This is a genomic window from Achromobacter sp. 1011791174 (genome assembly GCF_059760925.1).
Window position 1 is genome coordinate 1 of record NZ_JCBANH010000115.1, and the last position, 19,304, is coordinate 19,304.

Below are 19,304 nucleotides of genomic sequence, written 5' to 3' on the forward strand. Positions count from 1 at the left end.
GGCGTCAGCTCGGCCTGCCGCCGGCTGGCGCGCAGGCCGTCGACGAAATGGTTGTGCATGATGCCGAACATCCATGCGCGCAGCTCGCCGCGCCGTTGCCAGCGCGAGTAGCGGCTCCAGGCGCGTTCCAGCGTGTCCTGGACCAGATCGTCGGCGCGCTGCGGATCGCCCGCCAGCCCGCGGGCATAGCGGCGCAGGCTGGGAATGCAGGCGAGGATCGCGGCTTCGTCTTCGGCGCGCATGGATCGGAGGGCGCGATGGGATCAGGGCTTGGCCGCGTGCCACACATCCTTGAAGTTGTCGCCGCTCTTGTCGCCGGCCTTGGCGTCCTTGCTGTACAGATAGACCGGCTTGCCCTTGTAGGCCCACTGCTTGCCGCCGTCGTCGCGGGTGATGATGGTGAGGTCGCCGGAGGCCTTGGCGTCGGCGGCGGCCATGACGGGCGGCCAGATCTTGGCGCACTGGTCGTTGCAGGCGCTCTTGCCGCCCGCGTCCTTGTCGAAGGTGTAGAGGGTCATGCCGGCTTCGTTGACCAGGACGCCGTCCTTGGCCTTGACGGGTTGGGCCTGGACGGCGGCCGAGAACAGGGCGGCGCCGGCCAGGGCCAGCAGGGCTGCGGTGGGTTTGCGCATGGTGTGCCTCGCGGAAAGAGTTGGGTTGGGGACTGCCTGGGATAGACGCTGCCCGCTCCTTGCTTATTCCACGTCCGGAAAAAAAAATCCGGACCGGCGCGGTTCACGCCGCCGAGCGGGCCGCGGATGTGGCCAGGGGCGCGCGCGGCGCTCGGGGCGTGTAGCGCATCTCGATTTCCTGGCCCCGGGTTTCCTGGGCCGTGAAGCCCATCGCCTCGTAGAGCCGGCGCGCGGGGTTGCCGTCCAGCACCGACAGCGTCACCGGCGCGCCCTCGGCGTCGGCCTGTTCCAGCAGGCCGGCCAGCAGGCGGCGGCCCAGCCCCTGGCCCTGGAACGCGGGATCGATCTGGATCTGCACCAGGCGCCAGCCGGCGGGATCGCGATGCGCCTTGAACAGGCCGGCGGGCCGGCCATGGAACCAGACGATCTGCGCGTCGCTGAAGTGGTGACGGATGCGCGCCAGATGATGCTCGTCGTCTTGAGGGACGCCCGCGCGGTCCAGGTGTTCTGTCATGGTCGCCTTGCGCAGCGTCAGCAGGAAAGGCAGATCGTCTTCGGTGGCGGGTTGCAAGGCCAGGCAGATGAGGTTCATGGGGAGGACGGCCGGGGAGAGGGTTTGCGCTTGGCTGATTTTCCAGTCTGGTCAATCAGGTTATATAACTGTTGCGCCGCCGGCGCCAGCGGGCGGCCTCGGCGCGAGATCAGGCCAAGGCTGCGGGTGACCCTGGGCTGTTCCAGCAGCACGCTGGCCAGCGTGGAATGTCCTTTCAGCGGCATGGCCAGTCGCGGCACGGCGGCGACGCCCAGTCCGGCTTCCACCAGGCCGAGCAGCGTCATGACATGGCTGACTTCATAAGCGCTGACCGTGCGCTTGCCGCTCTTGGCCAGCGCGTCGTCGATCAGCAGCCGGTTGCCGCTTTCCTTGGCCACGGTCATGTAGCGCTCGCCCGCCAGCTCATCCCAGGTGATGCTGCGGCGGCGCGACAGCGGGTGGTCGTTGCGAACGGCAAGCACGAAGTCTTCGCGCAGCACGGCCTTGAAGTCCACGTCGGGTTCCTGGGTGCCGAAGAAGCTGATGCCGAAATCGGCACGGCCCGATACGACGCTGTTGAGCACCGTGTTGGCCGTTTCGTCAATGATGCGCACGCGGATGCGGGGAAAGCGCAGCGAATACTCGTGAATGATGGTCGGCAGGAAGTAGTACGCCACCGAGGGCACGCAGGCCACGGTGATCAGTCCCTCCCGTTGCGTGGCCAGGTCGCCAATGCTGAGCACCGCGCTTTCCAGCTCGTCGATGGCCGTCCGGGCGCGTTCGAGAAAGACTCGTCCGATATTCGTGAGGGACACGCGGCGCGTGGTGCGCTCCAGCAGCTTCGCGCCCAACTGCGCCTCCAGTTTGTCGACGCGCCGGCTCAAGGCTGGTTGCGACAGATGGAGATCCTCGGCGGCCGCGCGGAAGCTGGCGCGTTCCGCCACCGCCACGAAGGCCTGCAGTTCCTGGAGATCGAAATTGATGCGTCCCATGCATTAATCCATCCGTAAATTGCAATTCAAATATTAGCCCGCCCTGCGCAGAATGGCAGCCATGGAAACGATCATCCCTTGCGTCCTGATGCGCGGCGGCACGTCGCGCGGCCCTTTCTTCCTGGCGGATTGGCTGCCCGCCGATCCAGCCGAGCGCGACCGCTTGCTGCTGACCGCGATGGGGTCGCCGCACGCGCTGCAGGTCGATGGCCTGGGCGGTGGCAACAGCCTTACCAGCAAGGTCGCCATCGTGTCGCGTTCGCGCCGTCCCGGCTGCGACATCGACTACCTGTTCGCGCAGGTGTCGGTGGACCAGGCCAGCGTGGACCTGCGGCCCAACTGCGGCAACATGCTGTCCGGCGCCGCGCCTTTCGCCATCGATGAAGGGCTGCTCGCGGCCAACGATGGCGTGACCTCGGTGCGGGTCCACAATGTCAACACGGGATCGGTGATCGAGGCGATCGTGCAGACGCCGGGCGGCCGGCTGACCTACGAAGGCGCCGCGCGCATCGACGGCGTGGCCGGCACGGCGGCGCCTGTCCGGCTGAACTTCCTGGATGCCTGGGGCGCGGTGACTGGCGGCCTGTTCCCTTCCGGGCAGCGGCAGGACGACATCGATGGCCTGCGCGTCACGCTGATCGATGCCGCCATGCCGATGGCGCTGATGCGGGCCTCGGACCTGGGCGCGCGCGGCGACGAGACGCCGGCGGAGCTGGACGCCAATCCGGCCCTGATGGCGCGGATCGAGGCGGTGCGCCTGGAGGCGGGCCGACGCATGGGGTTGGGCGATGTCCGCGACAGCGTGCTTCCCAAGCCCGTGCTGCTGGCGCCGGGCGCGCAGCCCATGGCGCTGCGCTCGCGTTATTTCACGCCACGGTCCTGCCATCGCTCGCATGCCGCGACCGGCGCGGTGGGCGTGGCCTGCGCATTTCTCATACCGGGCACGGTGGCGCATGGCTTCGGCGGCCCGGAGCCGGCCGCTGGCAGCCGTGGCGTGCGCATCGAGCATCCGTCGGGGGCGATGGATATCGAGGTGGAGCTTGGTGACGACGGCGTCTCGATACGGCGCGCCGGTCTGGTGCGCACCGCGCGAAAGATCATGAAGGGGGTGCTGTACCTGCCCAATCCCATTTCCCGCGCCGTCCCGTAGAGGCCGGCAATCAAAAAAACAGGAGACTTCCCATGCATTCCCGTTCTTTCGCCGCGGCCTGCGCCGCGGCCTTGCTGCTGCTCAACGCCACGCCGGCATCCGCCGCCTATCCGGAGCGGATGCTCACCATGGTCGTGCCCACGGCCGCCGGCGGCGGAAATGACGTGCTGGCCCGCATCGTTGGCCAGAAGATGGGCGAACTGCTTGGCCAGACCGTCGTGGTGGTGAACAAGCCGGGCGCGCAGGGCGCCATCGCCTCGGAATATGTGGCCAGGCAGGCGCCCGATGGCTATACCCTGATGCTGGGCTACATCGGCACGCACGGCATCAATCCCGCCTTGCAAAGGCTGAGCTACGATCCGGTGCGGGACTTCACGCCCATCGGCTTCGTGGCGGATTCGCCCACGCTGCTGGTGGTGAACGCCGGCCTGGGAGTGGAAGACGTCGCCGGTCTGGTGAACTATGGCAAGCAGCATCCCGACGGCTTGAATTACGCATCGGCCGGCCCCGGCACCGCGCCGTCTGTCGCCGGCGTCCTCTTCAACCGCGCCGCCGGCGTGAACATGCTGGATGTGCCGTACAAAGGCTCGGCGCCGGCCATGACCGACACGCTGGCCGGGGTCACGCAGGTCATGTTCCCCAGCCTGTTCAGCGCGTATCCCCAGCTTCAGTCGGGCAAGATCCGCGCCCTGGCGGTGGCTGGTCCGAAACGGCTGGCCTCGCTGCCGAACCTGCCCACGCTGGCCGAAGCGGGCGTGCCGGGCGTCGAGGTGCCGCAGTGGTATGCGGTGTTCGCGCCGGCGGGATTGGATGCGTCGGTGGCGAGCAGGCTGAATACGACATTGAATCAGGCGCTCGCGGATGCCGGCGTGGCCGCCAAGATCGCGGAGCAGGGCGCTGAGGTCCGGCGCGGTTCGTCCGAGGAGCTGGCGCGGTTCGTTGAAAGCGAGGCCGCGCGCTGGAAGCGCCTGGTCGACAGCGAGCGTCTGATGGCGGGCGGGCTGTGATCGATCTGGCCTAGGCGGCCCTGTCGGGCGCGGGCAGCAGGCCCTCCGGCCCGGGGCCGAAGCGCGACAGATTGGGAAAGGCGAGCGCCAGTTCGTCGCGGCCAGCGCCGAACCACGCGCCCAGCTCGGCGCCCAGCTGTTCCACCGCCATGTCCGGCAGCAGGCGGCCGTTGTCGACGAAGCCCGGCCCGTCCAGCGCGATATCGGGATGCGCGCCATAGCAGCGCCCGCCCCGCACCGCGCCGCCAAGCACCAGGTGATGTCCGCCCCAGCCGTGGTCCGAGCCGTTGCCGTTCGAACCCAGGGTGCGGCCGAATTCGGAAGCGGTGAAGGTGGTCACCTGATCGGCCATCCCCATCCTGTCCAGTTCCGCCTGGAAGGCCGCCAGCGCCTGGCCCAGTTCGCGCAGCAGGGCGGGATGGTCGTCGCGCAGGCCGGTGTGGTTGTCATAGCCGTTCTGGGACACGAAGAACACTTGGCGGCGCGCGCCCAGCGGCTGGCGCGCGGCGATGATGCGGGCCACGATGCGCAGCTGCCCCGCCAGCGGCGTATCTACGCCGGCGAAGCTGGGCGGCGGCGGCACGGCGGCCAGCGCATCGCGCAGGCGCGCGTCCGTGGCGATCGAGCGCAGGGCGATGGCCGCCAGCTCGCTTTCCATCAGGTGCGGGCGTGGCGCGGTGATCAGATCGCGCAGCAGCGCGGTGCAGGCTTCGGAGCCGTAGAGCCCGTGGCGCAGCAGGTCGATGGCGGTCGATCCCTGCGGACCGACGCGATAGCCGGAGGAATGGCGGCCGGCCAGCAGCACCGTGTTGCCGCCGGCGGTGACGCCCGCCATGCCCGATGTGGCCGAGCCGGCCAGCAGCAGATCGGTCAGGCGTCCGGCCCAGCCGGACGACGCGCCTTCCGGCGCCAGCGCCTGCCAGTACGACTGCTGGTCGTTGTGCGAGAACAGCTTGGGCGGCAGCGCGGCTTTCCCGGCCACATAGTCGGCCTTGCTGGTGGGCGCGACCAGCGGACCGACGTTCAGCGCCACGGCCATGCGCCCGCGCGCGTACAGGGGCGCCAGCGGCGCCAGCGATGGGGCCAGCGCGAAGCGCATGCCGTTGGTCTCCGGCCCGTTGCCCAGGACGGTGGCGTGCAGCGACTCGCGCGGCAGCGCGATGTCGGCGCGCGCGGCGGCGTAGGCGCGGTGCGAGGCCACGTCATACGGCACGATGGTGTTGTAGGGGTCGTTGCCGCCGTACAGGAACACGCAGACCAGCGCCTTGTAGGAGCCGGCGGGCGCTTCATGCGCCGCGGCCGCGCCCAGCGCCGCCAGGTTGGCGGCCAGCGGCGCCGCGGCGCCCGCCGCTCCGAGCGCGCAGGCGCGCAGCAGGAAAGCGCGCCGGCCGGCATCGGCATGTCGTGTCGCAGTCATTTCTGCACCAGGTATTCGGGCGAGGCCGCCACCAGCACGATGGCGGCGCGCACGCGGTCGCGCGGCCGCTCGGGCGGGATGTCGCGCAGCGCCGTCGCGATCCGTCGCGCCGTCGCCTCACTGAAGGCGTCGCCCGCCAGCAGCAGCGCGACATGGGCGACCAGCGCATCGGGATCGCCGGCCAGCGCCAGCTCGGCGGCGTAGTCGGTCTGCAGGTCTTCCCAGCCCCTATCGGCGTAGATGGCGAGGAAGTTCAGGTAGCCGGCGATGCTGGTTTCGTCGGTGATCTGCAATTCCGGCGCGGCCAGGCCCTGGCGCGCCAGCTCGGTGGCGGCGGGCGTGTAGCGCGGCCGGAAGAAGTTGAACACGCTGGGCGCGCGCATCGGGCTTTGCGCCAGCCGGATGGTGTTGTCGCTGGTGTCGGGCATGGCCCAGGCGCCGTTGCTTGAGCGCGCGCCGAAGGCCCGCGCCCAGCCGGAGAAGCGCAGGATGGGTTCGCGCACCTTGCCCCAATGGGGCGAGGCCAGGTCGGGAAAGCGCGCCTCCGGGTCGAGCAGCACGGCGCGCGTCACGGCCTTCAGGTTGCCGCGCGCGCCCAGGCCGTCGTCGGCGAAGACCGCCGCCACGCGCGCTACGTAGGCCGGGCTGGGATTGCTGGCGACCAGCCGTTGAATCAGCTGCGCGCCGATGAAGGGGCCGACGTTGGGATGGGCCGAGATCGCGTCCATGGCCAGCGCCAGCGATTGCGGGCCGCCCGTGCCGGCCGGAATGACGACGCCCAGGAAGCGCTTTTCCGCCATCGAATGCAGCGCGGGGTCGAGCTTCATCGGCCGGCGGTGGAATTCCACGTCGGTTTCGGGGCCGTCAAGGTCCCAGCCGGTGAAGACCCGGGCCAGGCCCTGGACGTCGGCGTTCGTATAGGTTTCCACCGGCGCGCCGCCTTCCAGGCGGGGCGTGCCGTCGGGATGCAGTTGCAGCAGGCCGATGCTGAACAGCTGCATGACCTCGCGCGCGTAGTTCTCGTCGGGATGGCGGCCGGTGCGCGGGTCTTCCTTGCGGCTGCCGCGATAGGTCAGCATGCAGCCCATGGACAGGTTGCGGCTGACGGCGGCGAGCAGGCTCCGGTAGTTGCCCAGCGCATGTTCGGCCAGCAGGTCCATGAAGCCGGCCGCGCCGAACAGCGGCCAGGACGCGGTGATGGACGCCACGTTCACCACGAAGATCTCGGACAGCGCGAAGGCGACGCGGGTGCGCACCTGGTCGGTGGCGCTGATGAACTTGCGCCACAGCGTCGCGTCCAGCGGCGCGTTGATGCCGTTGCCCTTGTATTCCTCGGTGTTCCTGCCCTGTTGCAGCAGCCAGTCGAAATGCGTCTGCGATGGCGGCATGGCCAGCTGCGCGTCCAGCCACGCGGCATAGCCGTCGCGCATGACGGCGGCGATATCCGCCGGCGTGGCGCCGAAAGTGGCCTGGGCCAGGAAGCGCGAGGCCTGGCCGGCGTTGGGCGGGGGATAGTCAGCCGGCGCCGTGGCGGGCGCCATGGACGGCGTCGCGGGCATGGCGGGCGCCTTCGTCGGGAAGCGGAACCCTAAGGTAACGACGGGCGCGCCTGAGCTTCAATACCGCCAGACGGATGAGCGCCATCCAAAGGATGAGCCGTCCCCCGCGCCGCGCCGGGCGGACGCGCGGGGACAGCCGCCTGGATTAGACCGAACGGGTGATGCCGCCGTCGATGCGGATGTTCTGGCCGGTGATGTAGGACGAAGCGTCAGAGGCCAGGAAGGCGATCAGGTCGGCCACTTCCTGGGCCGTGCCGTAGCGGCCCATCGGAATGCGGGAGCGGCGCTCTTCCTTTTCGGGCAGGCTGTCGATGAAGCCGGGCAGCACGTTGTTCATGCGCACGTTGTGCGCCGCGTACTCGTCCGAGAACACCTTGGTGAAGGCGGCCAGGCCGGCGCGGAACACGCCGGAGGTCGGGAACAGCGCTTCGGGCTCGAAGGTGGCGTAGGTGGAGATGTTGACGATGGCGCCGGACCGCTGCGCCTGCATGATCGGGGCCACCAGGCGCGTGATGCGCACGACGTTGAGCAGGTAGAACTCCATGCCCAGCTGCCAGTCGGCGTCGCTGATCTCCAGCAGCGGACCCTTGGGGCCATGGCCGGCGCTGTTGACCACCGCGTCGATGCGGCCCCACTTGGCCATCACCGTCTCGACCAGGCGCGCCAGGTCCTCGGGCGAGCGGTTCGAGCCGGTCACGCCCAGTCCGCCCAGTTCTCCAGCCAGGGCCTCGCCCTTGCCCGACGAGGACAGGATGGCGACGCGAAAGCCATCGGCCGCCAGCTTGCGCGCCGCGGCCGCGCCCATGCCGCTGCCGCCGGCGGTGACGATCGCTACTTTTTCCTTGCTCATGTTCGCTCCTGCGTGTGGGGCCGTGCCCGGGATCATGGGAGCGGTCATTGTAGGGGCAGGCGCCGGACGGCAAAACGCCCCGCGCTTCCGGCCGAGGGCCGGGAGGACGGGGCGCTGCGAGACGCGGGCGGGTCAGTCGACCAGCTTGAGCGTGCCCTTCATCATGGCGAAGTGGCCGGGGAAGGAGCAGAAGTAGGTGTAGTCCTGGCCAGCCGCGAGCTTGCTCACGTCGAAGGTCACGGAATCCGATTCGCCGCCGCCGATCACCTTGGTGTGGGCGATGACGCGGGCGTCATCCTTCTTGACGTAGTCGGAGGGCAGGCCGGCGGCCATGCCGTCGTTCACCGCGCCCTGCATGTCGGCCGTCTTGGTCAGCACCCAGTTGTGGCCCATGACGTTCTTGGCCAGCTTGCCGGGATGCTTCAGGTTCACCGTGAACTGCTTGCAGCTCTTGCTGACGGTGATTTCCTTCTTGTCGAACTGCATCTGGTCATTGCCCGCGATGTCGACCGAGCATTCGGCCGCCAGCACCGGGGTCGAAGCCACCGCCAGGATCGCCGCGACGCAGAGTTTCTTGAACACCATATACATGCCTCCAGATTTTCGGGTAGAGGGTTGCTGGCCGCCCGCCGCGGACCGCCGGGACGGGGTCCGGGCCTCGGGCTTGCCGGGATGGATCTATTGTCGTCCCGATCGCGAGCGGATCGGGCGTCGAGGACGGGACGGGTTTGACCCAGCGCAAGCAAAGCCGATCGCGTTGCCGGAAATCCTGCGGAAAACGGAGCAGTCCGCCGGCGCGGCGAGCGGCGCAGCGGCCCCGCCTTGACGCGCGGGGCCGTCTTCGATGCTAACGCATCTGGAACGCTTCCTGGTGCCAGCGCACGTCGGTCCGGCCCAGCCGTCGCAGGCCGTCGCGCAGGCTGCGCGCCAGTCCGGCGGGACCGCAGAACCAGACCTGGGCGGCATGTCCCGGGGCCGAATCCAGCGTCAGCTGCGTCGCGTCCAGCCGCTGTCCCCGGGCCGCGTCATGGATGTTCAGCTGGATCGAGGGCAGGGCCGCGCAGCGTTCCCGCAGCGTGGCGGCGAAGGGATCGGCGGCCGCGTCGCGCACGCAGTAATGCAGTTGCGCGCTGGGCGCACGGCTCGGGTCGGCGGCCAGGGTGTCCAGCCAGGCCAGGAAGGGCGTGACGCCGATGCCGCCCGCGACCCAGACCTGCGGCGCGCCCGCGTCGGCGTCGAGCTGGAAGCAGCCGTAGGGGCCTTCGACCTCCACCGGCTGGCCCACGCGCAGCGCGCCGGGAAGCCGCGAGGTGTAGTCGCCCAGCGCCTTGATTTCGAAGCGGATGGCGCCATCCGGCCTGGGCGCGCTGGCGATGGTGTACGGATGCGCGCCCTCGCGGCGGTCGAAGCGCACGAAGGCGAACTGTCCCGCCTGGTGGCCGCGCCAGCCCGCGTCCAGGCGGCATTCGACTTCCAGCACGCCGTCGCGCTTGCGCTCCAGCGCCGTGATGCGTCCGTGGCTGCGGCGACCGTGGCCGATGCGGCCGGCCAGCGCCACGCAGGCGCTCCAGGCGCCGGCCGCCAGCAGCGGGACGAGCAGCAGGCCGGTGATGCCGGTCCAGTAGCCGGCGGGCGCGAGCGCCACGGCGTGGAAGGCCAGCACCAGGAACAGCGCGGGCATGACGCGATGGATCAGGCGCCATGCGTGATAGGGAAAGCGGCGCCATAGTGTCAGCGCCAGCATCAGCAGCAGCGCATAGATCGACCATTCACCCAGGTCCTTGGCGATGCCGCGGCTGCCTTCGAACAGGGCCAGCGTCAGGTCGCGCGCGGGCCGGCCCTGCGTGCCCAGCAGGGATTTCATGGGACCGCCGGCCAACTTGATCAGCCAGTGCGCGGCGCCGGCGCCGACGGCCAGTATGCCCGCCCACTTATGCAGCCGGTAGACCCGGTCCATGCCGCCCAGCGGTCGCTCCAGCCAGACCGGGCGCAACGCCAGCAGCATGATCAGCGCCATCAGCGCGATGGACCAGATGCCCGTTAGGTACAGGGCCTGTCGTTGCAGAACCCAGGGCCAGGCGCCGGCGGGCGCGGCTTGCAGGACGAATACGTCGCAGGCCCAGGCGAGCGTGAGGACGATCAGGAAACCGCCCAGGGCGGTACGGGTTTTCATGATGACTTCCATCGAAGAAGGCCGCCCGGGAGGGCGGGACGGGCGCGGACAGTCAAAGGGGAGCGCCGGGGACGGCGCGGGGGCGGCGCTGCGCCGGCGCCGCCCGCCCCGGGGGAAACGCCGCCTCAATCCTTCAGGCGGCTGCGCAGCACGGCGCCGTTCTGCGCGTCCACGCGCAGCTTCACGCGCTGGCCCTGCGGGTTGTCGGCCTTCACGTCGTAGCGGCCATGTTCCAGTTCGATCTCGGTGATATTGCGGTAGCCGGCGCTGGTCAGCGTGTCGTAGACCTGGCGCACGGTCAGGAACGTTTGGGGTTGGGCCGTGGCGACGGGGGCCGCGGCGGCGGGAGCGGCCGCGGGCTGGGGCGCGGTCTGGGCGTAGGCGGCGGAGCCGGCCAGCGTGGCGGCGCCCAGGGCAAGCGCGGCGAAAGTGTTGCGGATCGAGGTCATGAGTGGGTCTCCTTGATGAGGGGCATGGCGCGAGATCGGCCACGGAACGCATTATTCGCAAGAGGCCATGAACCCTTTCTGAAGCGGCCGTTCACCCGCCGTTCATCCTGGACGCGGTATAAGAACCTCATGTTTTCCTTCAATCTGCGCGGCGCTGGCCGCTATCCGATCGCGCGCCCCGGCCTCTGGCTGTGCGGCGCCGCCCTGGCCGTGGTCCTGGCCGCGGGTCCGGGCCTGGGCACGGCCGGCGAGGACGACCACGACCGTGCGCGCCAGGCCTTGCAGGATGGCAAGATCCTGCCGCTGCGCGACGTGCTGGACCGGGTCGAGCGCGACTATCCCGGCCAGGTGGTCAAGGTCGAGTTCGAAGAGGATGATGGCGAATTCATCTACGAGATCCGGCTGCTGCAGAGCGGCGGCGGGCTGATCAAGATGAAAATCGACGCGCGTGATGGCAAGGTGCTGGGCGTGAAGGGGCGGGACATTCAATTCCGGGGCAAACACTGATGCGGATCCTCGTGGTGGAAGACGAGCCCACGTTGTCGGCGCAGCTGTCCGAGGCGCTGGGCCAGGCGGGCTATCTGGTGGACAGCGCGGCGGACGGCGGACGCGCGCACTACCTGGGCGAGGTCGAAACCTATGACCTGGTGGTGCTGGACCTGGGGCTGCCGGTGATGGACGGCCTGACGGTGCTGAAGAAATGGCGCGCGGCGGGGCTGGGCATGCCGGTGCTGATCCTGACCGCGCGCGACAACTGGCACGAGAAGGTCGCCGGCATCGACGCCGGCGCCGACGACTACCTGACCAAGCCCTTCCACATGGAAGAGCTGCTGGCGAGGCTGCGCGCCCTGCTCAGGCGCCAGAGCGCTCACACCAGCGCGCAATGGCGCTGCGGCCCGATCATGCTGGACACGCGCCAGGCCCGCGTCACCGTGGACGGCCAGGCGCTGTCGCTGACCAGCCATGAATTCAAGGTGCTGGCCGTGCTGATGCAGCGCGCCGGCGAGGTGGTCTCGCGCGCCGAGCTGAACGAGCACATCTACGCGCAGGACCAGGACCGCGATTCCAACACCATCGAGGTCTTCATCGGCCGGCTGCGCAAGAAGCTGCCGCCCGACACCATCGAAACCGTGCGCGGCCTGGGGTATCGGCTGGCGAGGACGGAATGAGCGCTGCGCGCGCGCCCGGCTCGCTGCGCTGGCGCCTGCTGGCGGGCACGCTGGCCTGGATCCTGGCCACCGTGGCGCTGGCCGGCTGGGGTCTGGGCAATCTGTTCCGCCAGCACGTGGCCGAGCAGCTGCGCGCCGAGCTGGTCCTGCACCTGAACCAGCTGACCGCGGCGGTCAATGTCGCGCCCGACGGCGCGCTGAGCGTGACGCCGCTGAGCGACCCCCGGCTGGGACAGCCGCTGTCCGGGCTGTATTGGCAGATCGACCGCCTGGACGACCAGGGGCGCACGGTGATGCCCGGGGCCGCGCGCTCGCGGTCGCTGTGGGACCAGACGCTGGCCTTGCCCGACGGGGCGGTCGATGGCGCCTACGACATCGCCGGTCCCGAGCGGCACCGGCTCACGACGCTGACGCGCACGCTCAAGCCGGAAGAGTCGGAGTCCGGCGCGCTCCGGCTGGCCGTGGCGGCCGCCACGGCCGCGCTGGCCGAGCCCGTGGGGCGCTTCAACCACATGCTGCTGATCGCGCTGGGCGCGCTGGCGGCGGGCCTGACGGCGGCGGCCGTGGTGCAGGTGCTGGTGGGGCTGCGGCCGCTGGCGCGGTTGCGCGCGCAGCTGGCGTCGCAGCGCGCCGGTGGCGTCACCCCGATCGAGGGACGTTTTCCCAGCGAGATCCAACCGCTGGTCGAGGATTTCAACCGCGTGCTGGCGGTCAACGCCGACATGGTCCAGCGCGCGCGCACGCAGGCCGGCAACCTGGCGCACGCGGTCAAGACGCCCTTGAGCATCCTGGCCAATGCCGCCGCGCGCGAGGACAGCCCGCTGGCGGCGCTGGTGCGCGAGCAGGCCGCGCTGGCGCAGCGCCAGGTCGATCATCATCTGGCGCGTGCACGGGCCGCGGCGGCGGCCGGCGCGATCGAGGGGCGCACGCCGCTGCGGCCGCCGCTGGAGGCGCTGCTGCGCGTCATGCGCCGTCTGCATGCGCAGCGCGGGCTGGATGTCGATATGCCGGCCTTTCCGGCGGATCTGGCGTTTCGCGGTAATGAGCAGGACCTGCAGGAGATGGCGGGCAATCTGCTGGACAATGCCTGCAAATGGGCGACCCGGCGCCTGCGCGTCACCGCCGAGCGTGGCGGCGACGGCATGTTGCTGATTCATATCGATGACGACGGCCCGGGCATTCCCGAGGACGAGCGCGAGCGCATCTTCGAGCGCGGCACTCGGCTGGACGAGCAGCGGCCGGGATCGGGGCTGGGATTGGATATCGCGCGCGATCTCGCGCGCAGCTATGGCGGCGACGTGCTCGCCGGGGAGTCGCCGCTGGGCGGGCTGCGCGTGACGCTGCGTCTGCCCGCCGCCCGCGTCAACGGATCAGCGTGACCGGCGCGTCGGCCAGCTGCAGTACCTGGTTGGCGACCGAGCCGACCAGGAGGCCGCTCAGCGCGCCATTGCCGCGGCTGCCCATGATGATGCGCTGGCAGCCGTGTTCGCGCGCATAGGCGTTGATCGCCACGGCCGGATTGCCGAATTCCACATGACTGGTGTAGTCGATGCCGGCGTCGTCGAGCAGCTTGCGGGCCTCGTCGGCGGCCTCCTGGCCTTCGCGCAGATAGAACTCGTCGATCATGTCCTGCGTGATCAGGCTGGACAGGCCGGCGCGGCCGCGCGGCGGCGTCTGGACATTGAGCAGGTGGACGCGGGCGGACGGCGCGCCGGCGGCCAGCGCGCGCGCGTGCAGGACGGCGCGGTTGGCGTTGTCGGAACCGTCGACGGGAACGAGCAGGTTCAGCATGGATGCTCCTTGTTGCGGCGCTTGCGCGTTCACTTGACCAGGGTGACGGGCAGGGCCGTCAGATGCAGGACCTTGGTGGCCACCGAACCCATCAGCAGCGCGGATACCGAGCCCAGGCCGCGCGAGCCCATGTAGATCTCGTCGGCGCGGGTATCGCGCGCCACGCGCGCGATGGTTTCGGCGATGGGACCGATCTCGGTGTGCTCGGTGCAGGGCAGCCCCGCCGAGTGCAGCAGCGCGGCGGGTTCGCGCAGCGCGTCGCGCGATTCGCGCAGGTGATAGGCATCGATTTCTTCCTGGGTCAGGCCGCGGCCGATCTTGCCCACCTGCAGCGGCACCTGCACGTTGAGCAGCTCGACCTGCGCCACGGGATCGTAGCGGCGCGCTTCCAGCAGCGCCTGGACGGCGTGCAGCGCGTGCTGCGATCCGTCCACGGGTATCAGGATGCGTTTCATGGCGCGTCTCCTCGTCTGTCGCGGGTGCGTCCGGCGCGGCCCTGGCGACTCCAGCCCGCGCGGCGGGCGCGGGACCGGGGCGGGCGTCAAGCGGCCGTCCCACACCGATTATTCGTCAAATCGGGCCCGTCCGGGCTGCGCCGGATCAAACGCCGGCGCGTTCAGCGCCAGGCGGGCGGCGTCTGCGCGGCCTGGAAGTCGCCGCCCAGCAGCAGGCCCGCCAGCCGGGCCAGCGTGGCGGGATCGCCGGTGGTTTCCAGTTCCAGGGCGCCGCATCCGCCGTCGGCCTGCAGATCGCGTTCCTGCAGCTGGTGGCGCAGCCAGCGCGCCACCGGCGCGCCGGTTTCCAGCAGCGGCACCGACGGACCGGCCACGGCCCGGATGGCTGCGTCCAGGAAGGGGAAATGAGTGCAGCCCAGCACCAGCACGTCGGCGCCGGCCTCGCGCAGCTCGCGCACCGGGGCTTCGACGGCGGCGCGCAGGGCGGGGCCCTCCAGCTCGCCGCGCTCGACCAGGGCGACCCACTCGGGGCAGGGCCGCAGCAGGATGCGCACCTCGGGCGCTTCACGCTGCACCAGGGCGGCGAACTTGCGGCTGGCCAGCGTGCCGGTGGTGGCGAATACGCCGATCACGCCGCTGGCGGTCAGGTGGGCGGCGGGCTTGATGGCTGGCTCCACGCCGATCACGATCAGGCCGGGGTGGCGCGCGCGCAGGTCGGCGATGGCCGCGGCCGTGGCCGTGTTGCAGGCCACCACGATGGCTTTGGCGTCGCGCTCGACGAAGTAGTCCGAGATGGTTTCTGCGCGTCGCCGCACGTAATCCGTGGTTTTTTCGCCGTAGGGCACGTGGGCCGAGTCGGCCACGTACAGCAGGCGTTCGCCGGGCAGCGCGTCGCGGATGGCGCGTGCCACGCTCAGGCCGCCCAGGCCGGAGTCGTATACGCCTATAGGTTGCGGGGAGGGCATGAAAGATGCGGGAAAGAATGCGACAGCCGCAAAGTGTAGCGCCGCCCGGCGTCAGCCTTGCTGCTGGGCGCGGCAGAGCCGCACTTCCTCGATCAGCTTGCGGCAGGCGCCGGACAGGGGGGCATCGCGCCAGATCAGGTTGAGCGGCGCGCGCAGGCCGGCGGGCTGGGTGACGTTGACATAGACCACGCCTTCGATATTGACCCGGCGCAGCGAGGCCGGCACCAGCGACACGCCCAGGCCGGCGGCCACCAGGCTCAGGGTGGACAGCATGCGCGGCGCTTCCTGCGCCATGCGCGGGCTGAAGCCGGCGGCCGCGCAGGCCGAGATGACGGCGTCGTACAGGCCAGGGCCGTTGTGGCGGCGGTACAGGATGAAGGATTCCTCGGCCAGTTCCGACAGCGCGATGCGCTTCCTGGGACGGCCCCTGACCATCGGATGGTCGGCGGGAAAGGCCGCCAGCATGGTTTCCTCCAGCACGCTTTCCACCACCACGTTGCGGCTGGCGCCCTGGGCGCCGCGGATGAAGGCCGCGTCGACCCGGCCCTCGGCCACGGCCTCGGTCAGCTCGCCGGTGCTGCTTTCCTCGAGCACCAGCCGCACATTGGGCGCGGCATCGCGAAAGCGCCGGATCACGGACGGCACGAAGGGGTGGAAGGCCGCCGAGCCGGTGAAGCCCACCGTCAGCCGGCCGGCCTCGCCGCGCGACACCTGGCGCACGCCGTCCACGGCCTGGTCCACCAGCGCGATGATGTTGCGCGCGTCCGCCAGCAGCGCGCGGCCGCTTTCGGTCAGTTCCATGCCGCGCGGCAGACGGTTGAACAGCGTCACGCCCAGTTCCTGCTCCAGCGCGCGGATCTGCTGGCTGAGCGGCGGCTGACGGATGCCCAGGCGTTCGGCGGCCTTGGTCAGGTGGGCTTCCTCGGCCACCGCCAGGAAGTAGCGCAGCAGGCGCAGATCGACGGATGCCATATTCATTAAATATGATTAATTAACCAGTCATATATTAGACATTATTCTGGGCCGGGAGTAGGCTGCGGGTTGTGTTTGACCGGCGGCGCGCAGGCGCGGCCTTCCACCCTACCGGCCTTGCGCCGGCAATAAAAAATGAATGCAGCGACTCCTACCGCCGAAGCCGGCCTCGCGCCCGCGCCGAGCTGCGGGCAATTGTTCCAAGGGTTCCTCATGCTCGGCCTGACGGCCTTCGGCGGCGCGCTGCCGCTGGCGCGCCGCATGGTGGTCGAGAAGCACCGCTGGCTGTCCGGGGCGGAATTCACCGATCTGCTGGGCCTGTGCCAGTTCCTGCCCGGCGGCAACATCATCAACCTGTCGGTGGCGCTGGGCATGAAATTCCGAGGTCCGCGCGGCGCCTTTTCCGCGCTGATGGGACTGATCCTGGCGCCGTCGATCATCGTGGTGCTGCTGGGCATGGTCTACGACAGATTCCAGAACGATCCGCATGTGCAGCACCTGTTCGCCGGGCTGGCCGCGGCGGCGGCGGGCCTGCTGATTTCGATGGCGGTCAAGATCGGCCTGCCCGTGATCAAGCGGCGCGACTGGCTGGCCGGCGTCGTGGCCACGGCCTGTTTCATCTGCATCGCGGTGCTGCGCATTCCGCTGCTGCCGACCATGGCGGTGCTGACGCCGTTGAGCATCCTGCTGGTCTGGAGGCAAAGACGATGATGCAGACGCTGTGGGCGCTGGCCCAGATCTTCACGCAGCTGTCCGTCCTGGCCTTCGGCGGCGGCAACACCATCCTGCCGGAAATGCAGCGGCAGGTCGTCGATGTGCACGGCTGGATGACGGCCGCCGACTTTTCCGCGCTGTTCGCGCTGGGGCAGGCGGCGCCGGGGCCCAATCTCATGGTGGTCACGCTGGTGGGCTGGCACGTGGCAGGCTGGTCCGGCATGCTGGTCACCACCCTGGCCAAGTTCGGGCCGTCCTCGATCATTACCGTGATCGCGCTGGGATTGTGGGAACGCTTCAAGGACCGGCCCTGGCGCGGCATCGTGCAGGCCGGCATCTTTCCCATGACGGTCGGGCTGGTGGCCGCCAGCGCCTCGCTGATCACGGAATCCTCGGTGCACAGCTGGCTGCTGGGCGCCATCACGGCGGCGGTGGCCATCCTGGGCAGCGTCACGCGCATCCATCCACTGTGGCTGCTGTTCGCCGGAAGCATGGTGGGTTTGCTCGGGATCGGTTAGCGTGTAGCTTGCCGCGTCGCCGCAAGGAGCGGCGCGCCATCAGCCAGGAGCAAGCCATGTCGCAGCCCGTCAGGGATCCGCAGCAGCAGCCGGCCGCCGGCCATGCGCCCGATGGGACGGGCGCGGTCCGGGCCCTGCCGTTCTTTCACGCGCATCGCAGGCTGGCGCTGAGCGCCTTGCTGGCCATCGCGCTGGGCGCGGCGTTTCGGGCGGCGGGCCTGTCCTATAGCCGCGCCGCGTTGCTGGCCTTCGACGTGGCGGCGCTGGTGTTCCTGCTGGCGACGGCGCGTGCGTTCACGCGGGCCACGCCGCAATCCATGCGCGAACGCGCGCAGCTGGTCGACGTGGGCCGCAGCGCGGTGCTGTGGAGCAGCGTGGCGATCTCCTGCCTGATCGTCATGGCGCTGTGGATGGAGTTGCGCTCATCCCCGGGGGCCAGCGGCGCGCTGGACATGGTCGCGGCGGCGGTCAGCATCGTGCTGTCCTGGCTGTACATGAACATGATCTTCGCGCTGCACTACGCGCACGGCTACTACAGCCGCCGCAGTCCCACGCACAAGGGCCTGGAATTCCCCGGCACGCCGGAGCCGGACTACTGGGACTTCGCCTACTTCGCCCTGGTGCTGGGCATGACCTTCCAGGTGTCGGATGTGCAGATCGTCAACCGCCGGCTGCGGCGCACGGCGCTGGTGCACAGCGTGATCGCCTTCTTCTTCAATGTCTTCATCATCGCCATCAGCGTGAACGTGGCGGCCGGGCGGGTCTAGAGGCCGCCAGCGCCGAGGCCGGCGGGTTTCGGCAGGTCGGCTCGTCAGGCCGTCAGGCGGCGGCCAGCCGCCAGAGCGAGGTGACTTCGCGCGACCGCGCCGCGTGCAGCGGATCGGATGCGTCGGCGGCGCGCCCGTGGCGCGGCCGCGTGTCGATACGGCCGACCACCCGCAGCCCGGCTCGCGCGATCATGCCGAGCAGGTCATCGCGGCTGCGCAGGCCCAGGTGCTCGGCCAGGTCGGACAGGATCAGCCAGCCTTCGCCGCCCGGCGTCAGATGGGCGGCCAGGCCGTCCAGGAAGCCGCGCAGCATGCGGCTGTCCGGGTCATAGACCGCGTATTCGACCGGCGAGCTGGGGCGGGCCGGCAGCCAGGGCGGATTGCAGACCACCAGCGGCGCGCGGCCCGGCGGAAACAGATCGGCCTGGACGAGTTCAACGCGATTCGTCAGGCCCAGGCGTTCCAGGTTTTCGCGGGCGCAGGCCAGCGCCCGCGCATCCTGGTCGGTGGCGATCACACGAGCCAGGCCGCGTCGCGCCAGCACGGCCGACAGCACGCCGGTGCCGACGCCGATGTCGAAGGCTGTGTCGCCGGCCGGCAGCGGCGCCTGTGCCACCAGGTCAACGTATTCGCCGCGCACGGGCGAGAACACGCCGTAGTGCGGATGGATGCGGTCGCCGCCCAGCGCGGGGATCTCCACGCCCTTCCTGCGCCATTCGTAAGCGCCGATCAGCCCGAGCAGCTCGCGCAGCGAGGCCACGTAGGGCGCGTCGGCCGGACCATAAGCCTGTTCGCAGGCCAGCCGCGCGTCCGGCGCGCGGCGCAGCGGGATGCCATGGCCGGCGTCGAAGGGAATCAGCAGCATGCCCAGGATGCGGGCGCGCTGCGCCTGCGCCATGCGGTGCTGGTTGAAGGCTGCCAGCAGGGTGTCGGCCGGCTTGCGGGGACGCTTGTCCACCCGCCGCGTCATGGCCTGCAGCAGCTGGCGCGCGTTCTGGTAGTCGCCGCGCCACAGCAGCCCGGTGCCCTCGCAGGCCAGGCGATAGGCCTGGTCCGCCGTGATCCGGTCGTCCGCGACCACGACGCGCTTGGGCGGCGGGGCCTCGGATTCCGAGCGCCAAAGGGCATGGCGGGGGGCCTGGTCTTCTTCCCAGTGCAGTTCGGGGGCGGTCAAGCTTGGGCTCCACGGGCG

General features: G+C 70.0%; 23 protein-coding genes. 8 read left to right on the plus strand and 15 right to left on the minus strand.

Translation table 11 applies throughout. The features are described from left to right. The 4 genes from AC6LJ5_RS26740 to AC6LJ5_RS26755 all read right to left on the minus strand — a co-directional run. The coding region (locus AC6LJ5_RS26740; RefSeq protein ID WP_498142103.1) for a sigma factor at positions 1-242 on the minus strand (242 nt) is incomplete at its 3' end. A 21-nt stretch (positions 243-263) separates the two neighbouring features. Then, positions 264-632, minus strand: a complete 369-nt coding sequence (locus AC6LJ5_RS26745) for a COG4315 family predicted lipoprotein (protein ID WP_103275929.1) — start codon at positions 630-632, stop codon at positions 264-266. 103 nt (positions 633-735) lie between these two features. Further along, entirely contained in the window at positions 736-1,224 is a 489-nt protein-coding gene (locus AC6LJ5_RS26750; protein WP_103275928.1) for a GNAT family N-acetyltransferase, read from the minus strand. Next, the gene (locus AC6LJ5_RS26755; RefSeq protein ID WP_103275927.1) at positions 1,221-2,156 is read right to left on the minus strand and encodes a LysR family transcriptional regulator; all 936 of its coding nucleotides are present in this window, start codon (positions 2,154-2,156) and stop codon (positions 1,221-1,223) included. The genes AC6LJ5_RS26750 and AC6LJ5_RS26755 overlap by 4 nt, the downstream gene beginning before the upstream one ends. Before the next feature lie 61 nt (positions 2,157-2,217). Between AC6LJ5_RS26755 and AC6LJ5_RS26760 the strand changes: the two genes are divergently transcribed. After that, positions 2,218-3,306, plus strand: a complete 1,089-nt coding sequence (locus AC6LJ5_RS26760; protein ID WP_103275926.1) for a 4-oxalomesaconate tautomerase — start codon at positions 2,218-2,220, stop codon at positions 3,304-3,306. 32 nt (positions 3,307-3,338) lie between these two features. Then, the gene (locus AC6LJ5_RS26765; protein WP_392409116.1) at positions 3,339-4,313 is read left to right on the plus strand and encodes a Bug family tripartite tricarboxylate transporter substrate binding protein; all 975 of its coding nucleotides are present in this window, start codon (positions 3,339-3,341) and stop codon (positions 4,311-4,313) included. 10 nt (positions 4,314-4,323) lie between these two features. On the opposite strand, the gene AC6LJ5_RS26770 is transcribed toward AC6LJ5_RS26765, so the two are convergent. The 6 genes from AC6LJ5_RS26770 to AC6LJ5_RS26795 all read right to left on the minus strand — a co-directional run bounded on the left by AC6LJ5_RS26770 (position 4,324) and on the right by AC6LJ5_RS26795 (position 10,761). After that, on the minus strand, positions 4,324-5,730 hold the full coding sequence (locus tag AC6LJ5_RS26770; RefSeq protein WP_498142104.1) for a DUF1501 domain-containing protein: 1,407 nt from the start codon (positions 5,728-5,730) through the stop codon (positions 4,324-4,326). Continuing rightward, the gene (locus AC6LJ5_RS26775) at positions 5,727-7,289 is read right to left on the minus strand and encodes a DUF1800 domain-containing protein (protein ID WP_498142105.1); all 1,563 of its coding nucleotides are present in this window, start codon (positions 7,287-7,289) and stop codon (positions 5,727-5,729) included. Before AC6LJ5_RS26775 ends, AC6LJ5_RS26770 begins: the two co-directional genes overlap by 4 nt. A 145-nt stretch (positions 7,290-7,434) precedes the next feature. Then, positions 7,435-8,139, minus strand: coding sequence for an SDR family oxidoreductase (locus AC6LJ5_RS26780; protein ID WP_103275922.1), 705 nt, complete (start codon positions 8,137-8,139; stop codon positions 7,435-7,437). A 132-nt stretch (positions 8,140-8,271) separates the two neighbouring features. Beyond that, positions 8,272-8,724, minus strand: a complete 453-nt coding sequence (azu, locus tag AC6LJ5_RS26785; RefSeq protein ID WP_103276633.1) for an azurin — start codon at positions 8,722-8,724, stop codon at positions 8,272-8,274. A 262-nt stretch (positions 8,725-8,986) separates the two neighbouring features. Continuing rightward, complete coding sequence (locus AC6LJ5_RS26790; protein ID WP_498142106.1) at positions 8,987-10,312, minus strand: ferredoxin reductase family protein; 1,326 nt, start codon at positions 10,310-10,312, stop codon at positions 8,987-8,989. A 125-nt stretch (positions 10,313-10,437) separates the two neighbouring features. Then, positions 10,438-10,761, minus strand: coding sequence for a PepSY domain-containing protein (locus AC6LJ5_RS26795; RefSeq protein ID WP_392409121.1), 324 nt, complete (start codon positions 10,759-10,761; stop codon positions 10,438-10,440). A 129-nt stretch (positions 10,762-10,890) separates the two neighbouring features. Here AC6LJ5_RS26795 and AC6LJ5_RS26800 point away from each other — a divergent pair, with 129 nt between their 5' ends. The 3 genes from AC6LJ5_RS26800 to AC6LJ5_RS26810 are packed head-to-tail and all read left to right on the plus strand — an operon-like array spanning position 10,891 to position 13,309. Next, positions 10,891-11,268 (plus strand): PepSY domain-containing protein, encoded by a 378-nt coding sequence (locus AC6LJ5_RS26800; RefSeq protein ID WP_103275919.1) that lies wholly within the window; start codon positions 10,891-10,893, stop codon positions 11,266-11,268. Further along, on the plus strand, positions 11,268-11,930 hold the full coding sequence (locus AC6LJ5_RS26805) for a response regulator (protein WP_103275918.1): 663 nt from the start codon (positions 11,268-11,270) through the stop codon (positions 11,928-11,930). Before AC6LJ5_RS26800 ends, AC6LJ5_RS26805 begins: the two co-directional genes overlap by 1 nt. Next, positions 11,927-13,309 (plus strand): ATP-binding protein, encoded by a 1,383-nt coding sequence (locus AC6LJ5_RS26810; protein ID WP_498142107.1) that lies wholly within the window; start codon positions 11,927-11,929, stop codon positions 13,307-13,309. The genes AC6LJ5_RS26805 and AC6LJ5_RS26810 overlap by 4 nt, the downstream gene beginning before the upstream one ends. Here AC6LJ5_RS26810 and AC6LJ5_RS26815 read toward each other — a convergent pair. From AC6LJ5_RS26815 to AC6LJ5_RS26830, 4 genes are all read right to left on the minus strand, one after another. Beyond that, positions 13,293-13,721: a universal stress protein gene (locus tag AC6LJ5_RS26815; RefSeq protein ID WP_103275916.1), complete on the minus strand. Its 429-nt coding sequence runs from the start codon at positions 13,719-13,721 to the stop codon at positions 13,293-13,295. The genes AC6LJ5_RS26810 and AC6LJ5_RS26815 overlap by 17 nt on opposite strands. 29 nt (positions 13,722-13,750) lie before the next feature. Next, positions 13,751-14,176 carry a universal stress protein gene (locus AC6LJ5_RS26820; protein WP_498142108.1) on the minus strand — a complete coding sequence of 142 codons (426 nt, stop codon included), beginning with the start codon at positions 14,174-14,176 and terminating at the stop codon, positions 13,751-13,753. 161 nt (positions 14,177-14,337) lie between these two features. Next, on the minus strand, positions 14,338-15,141 hold the full coding sequence (murI, locus tag AC6LJ5_RS26825; protein WP_103275914.1) for a glutamate racemase: 804 nt from the start codon (positions 15,139-15,141) through the stop codon (positions 14,338-14,340). Between the two features lie 51 nt (positions 15,142-15,192). Continuing rightward, entirely contained in the window at positions 15,193-16,113 is a 921-nt protein-coding gene (locus AC6LJ5_RS26830; RefSeq protein ID WP_103276632.1) for a LysR family transcriptional regulator, read from the minus strand. A 135-nt stretch (positions 16,114-16,248) separates the two neighbouring features. Here AC6LJ5_RS26830 and AC6LJ5_RS26835 point away from each other — a divergent pair, with 135 nt between their 5' ends. Genes AC6LJ5_RS26835 through AC6LJ5_RS26845 form a run of 3 tightly spaced genes read left to right on the plus strand, consistent with a single transcriptional unit; the run spans position 16,249 to position 18,112 of the window. Continuing rightward, a complete protein-coding gene (locus AC6LJ5_RS26835) occupies positions 16,249-16,824 on the plus strand; it encodes a chromate transporter (protein ID WP_103275913.1) in 576 nt (191 codons plus the stop codon). Further along, complete coding sequence (locus tag AC6LJ5_RS26840; protein ID WP_103275912.1) at positions 16,821-17,345, plus strand: chromate transporter; 525 nt, start codon at positions 16,821-16,823, stop codon at positions 17,343-17,345. Before AC6LJ5_RS26835 ends, AC6LJ5_RS26840 begins: the two co-directional genes overlap by 4 nt. Before the next feature lie 56 nt (positions 17,346-17,401). After that, the gene (locus tag AC6LJ5_RS26845) at positions 17,402-18,112 is read left to right on the plus strand and encodes a DUF1345 domain-containing protein (RefSeq protein ID WP_103275911.1); all 711 of its coding nucleotides are present in this window, start codon (positions 17,402-17,404) and stop codon (positions 18,110-18,112) included. Positions 18,113-18,164: 52 nt separating this feature from the next. Here AC6LJ5_RS26845 and AC6LJ5_RS26850 read toward each other — a convergent pair whose 3' ends face one another. Continuing rightward, entirely contained in the window at positions 18,165-19,286 is a 1,122-nt protein-coding gene (locus AC6LJ5_RS26850) for a methyltransferase (RefSeq protein WP_498142109.1), read from the minus strand. Positions 19,287-19,304: the final 18 nt, after the last annotated feature.

Bases quoted from the DNA above. Each gene is read 5' to 3' on its own strand.
- AC6LJ5_RS26800 (WP_103275919.1), top strand. From the start codon at position 10,891: ATGTTTTCCTTCAATCTGCGCGGCGCTGGCCGCTATCCGATCGCGCGC.
- AC6LJ5_RS26840 (WP_103275912.1), top strand. From the start codon at position 16,821: ATGATGCAGACGCTGTGGGCGCTGGCCCAGATCTTCACGCAGCTGTCC.
- AC6LJ5_RS26775 (WP_498142105.1), bottom strand. From the start codon at position 7,289: ATGCCCGCGACGCCGTCCATGGCGCCCGCCACGGCGCCGGCTGACTAT.
- AC6LJ5_RS26750 (WP_103275928.1), bottom strand. From the start codon at position 1,224: ATGAACCTCATCTGCCTGGCCTTGCAACCCGCCACCGAAGACGATCTG.
- AC6LJ5_RS26845 (WP_103275911.1), top strand. From the start codon at position 17,402: ATGTCGCAGCCCGTCAGGGATCCGCAGCAGCAGCCGGCCGCCGGCCAT.
- AC6LJ5_RS26835 (WP_103275913.1), top strand. From the start codon at position 16,249: ATGAATGCAGCGACTCCTACCGCCGAAGCCGGCCTCGCGCCCGCGCCG.
- AC6LJ5_RS26795 (WP_392409121.1), bottom strand. From the start codon at position 10,761: ATGACCTCGATCCGCAACACTTTCGCCGCGCTTGCCCTGGGCGCCGCC.
- AC6LJ5_RS26815 (WP_103275916.1), bottom strand. From the start codon at position 13,721: ATGCTGAACCTGCTCGTTCCCGTCGACGGTTCCGACAACGCCAACCGC.
- AC6LJ5_RS26830 (WP_103276632.1), bottom strand. From the start codon at position 16,113: ATGGCATCCGTCGATCTGCGCCTGCTGCGCTACTTCCTGGCGGTGGCC.
- AC6LJ5_RS26790 (WP_498142106.1), bottom strand. From the start codon at position 10,312: ATGAAAACCCGTACCGCCCTGGGCGGTTTCCTGATCGTCCTCACGCTC.
- azu (WP_103276633.1), bottom strand. From the start codon at position 8,724: ATGGTGTTCAAGAAACTCTGCGTCGCGGCGATCCTGGCGGTGGCTTCG.
- AC6LJ5_RS26745 (WP_103275929.1), bottom strand. From the start codon at position 632: ATGCGCAAACCCACCGCAGCCCTGCTGGCCCTGGCCGGCGCCGCCCTG.
- AC6LJ5_RS26780 (WP_103275922.1), bottom strand. From the start codon at position 8,139: ATGAGCAAGGAAAAAGTAGCGATCGTCACCGCCGGCGGCAGCGGCATG.
- AC6LJ5_RS26810 (WP_498142107.1), top strand. From the start codon at position 11,927: ATGAGCGCTGCGCGCGCGCCCGGCTCGCTGCGCTGGCGCCTGCTGGCG.
- AC6LJ5_RS26820 (WP_498142108.1), bottom strand. From the start codon at position 14,176: ATGAAACGCATCCTGATACCCGTGGACGGATCGCAGCACGCGCTGCAC.
- AC6LJ5_RS26765 (WP_392409116.1), top strand. From the start codon at position 3,339: ATGCATTCCCGTTCTTTCGCCGCGGCCTGCGCCGCGGCCTTGCTGCTG.
- AC6LJ5_RS26770 (WP_498142104.1), bottom strand. From the start codon at position 5,730: ATGACTGCGACACGACATGCCGATGCCGGCCGGCGCGCTTTCCTGCTG.
- AC6LJ5_RS26755 (WP_103275927.1), bottom strand. From the start codon at position 2,156: ATGGGACGCATCAATTTCGATCTCCAGGAACTGCAGGCCTTCGTGGCG.
- murI (WP_103275914.1), bottom strand. From the start codon at position 15,141: ATGCCCTCCCCGCAACCTATAGGCGTATACGACTCCGGCCTGGGCGGC.
- AC6LJ5_RS26805 (WP_103275918.1), top strand. From the start codon at position 11,268: ATGCGGATCCTCGTGGTGGAAGACGAGCCCACGTTGTCGGCGCAGCTG.
- AC6LJ5_RS26760 (WP_103275926.1), top strand. From the start codon at position 2,218: ATGGAAACGATCATCCCTTGCGTCCTGATGCGCGGCGGCACGTCGCGC.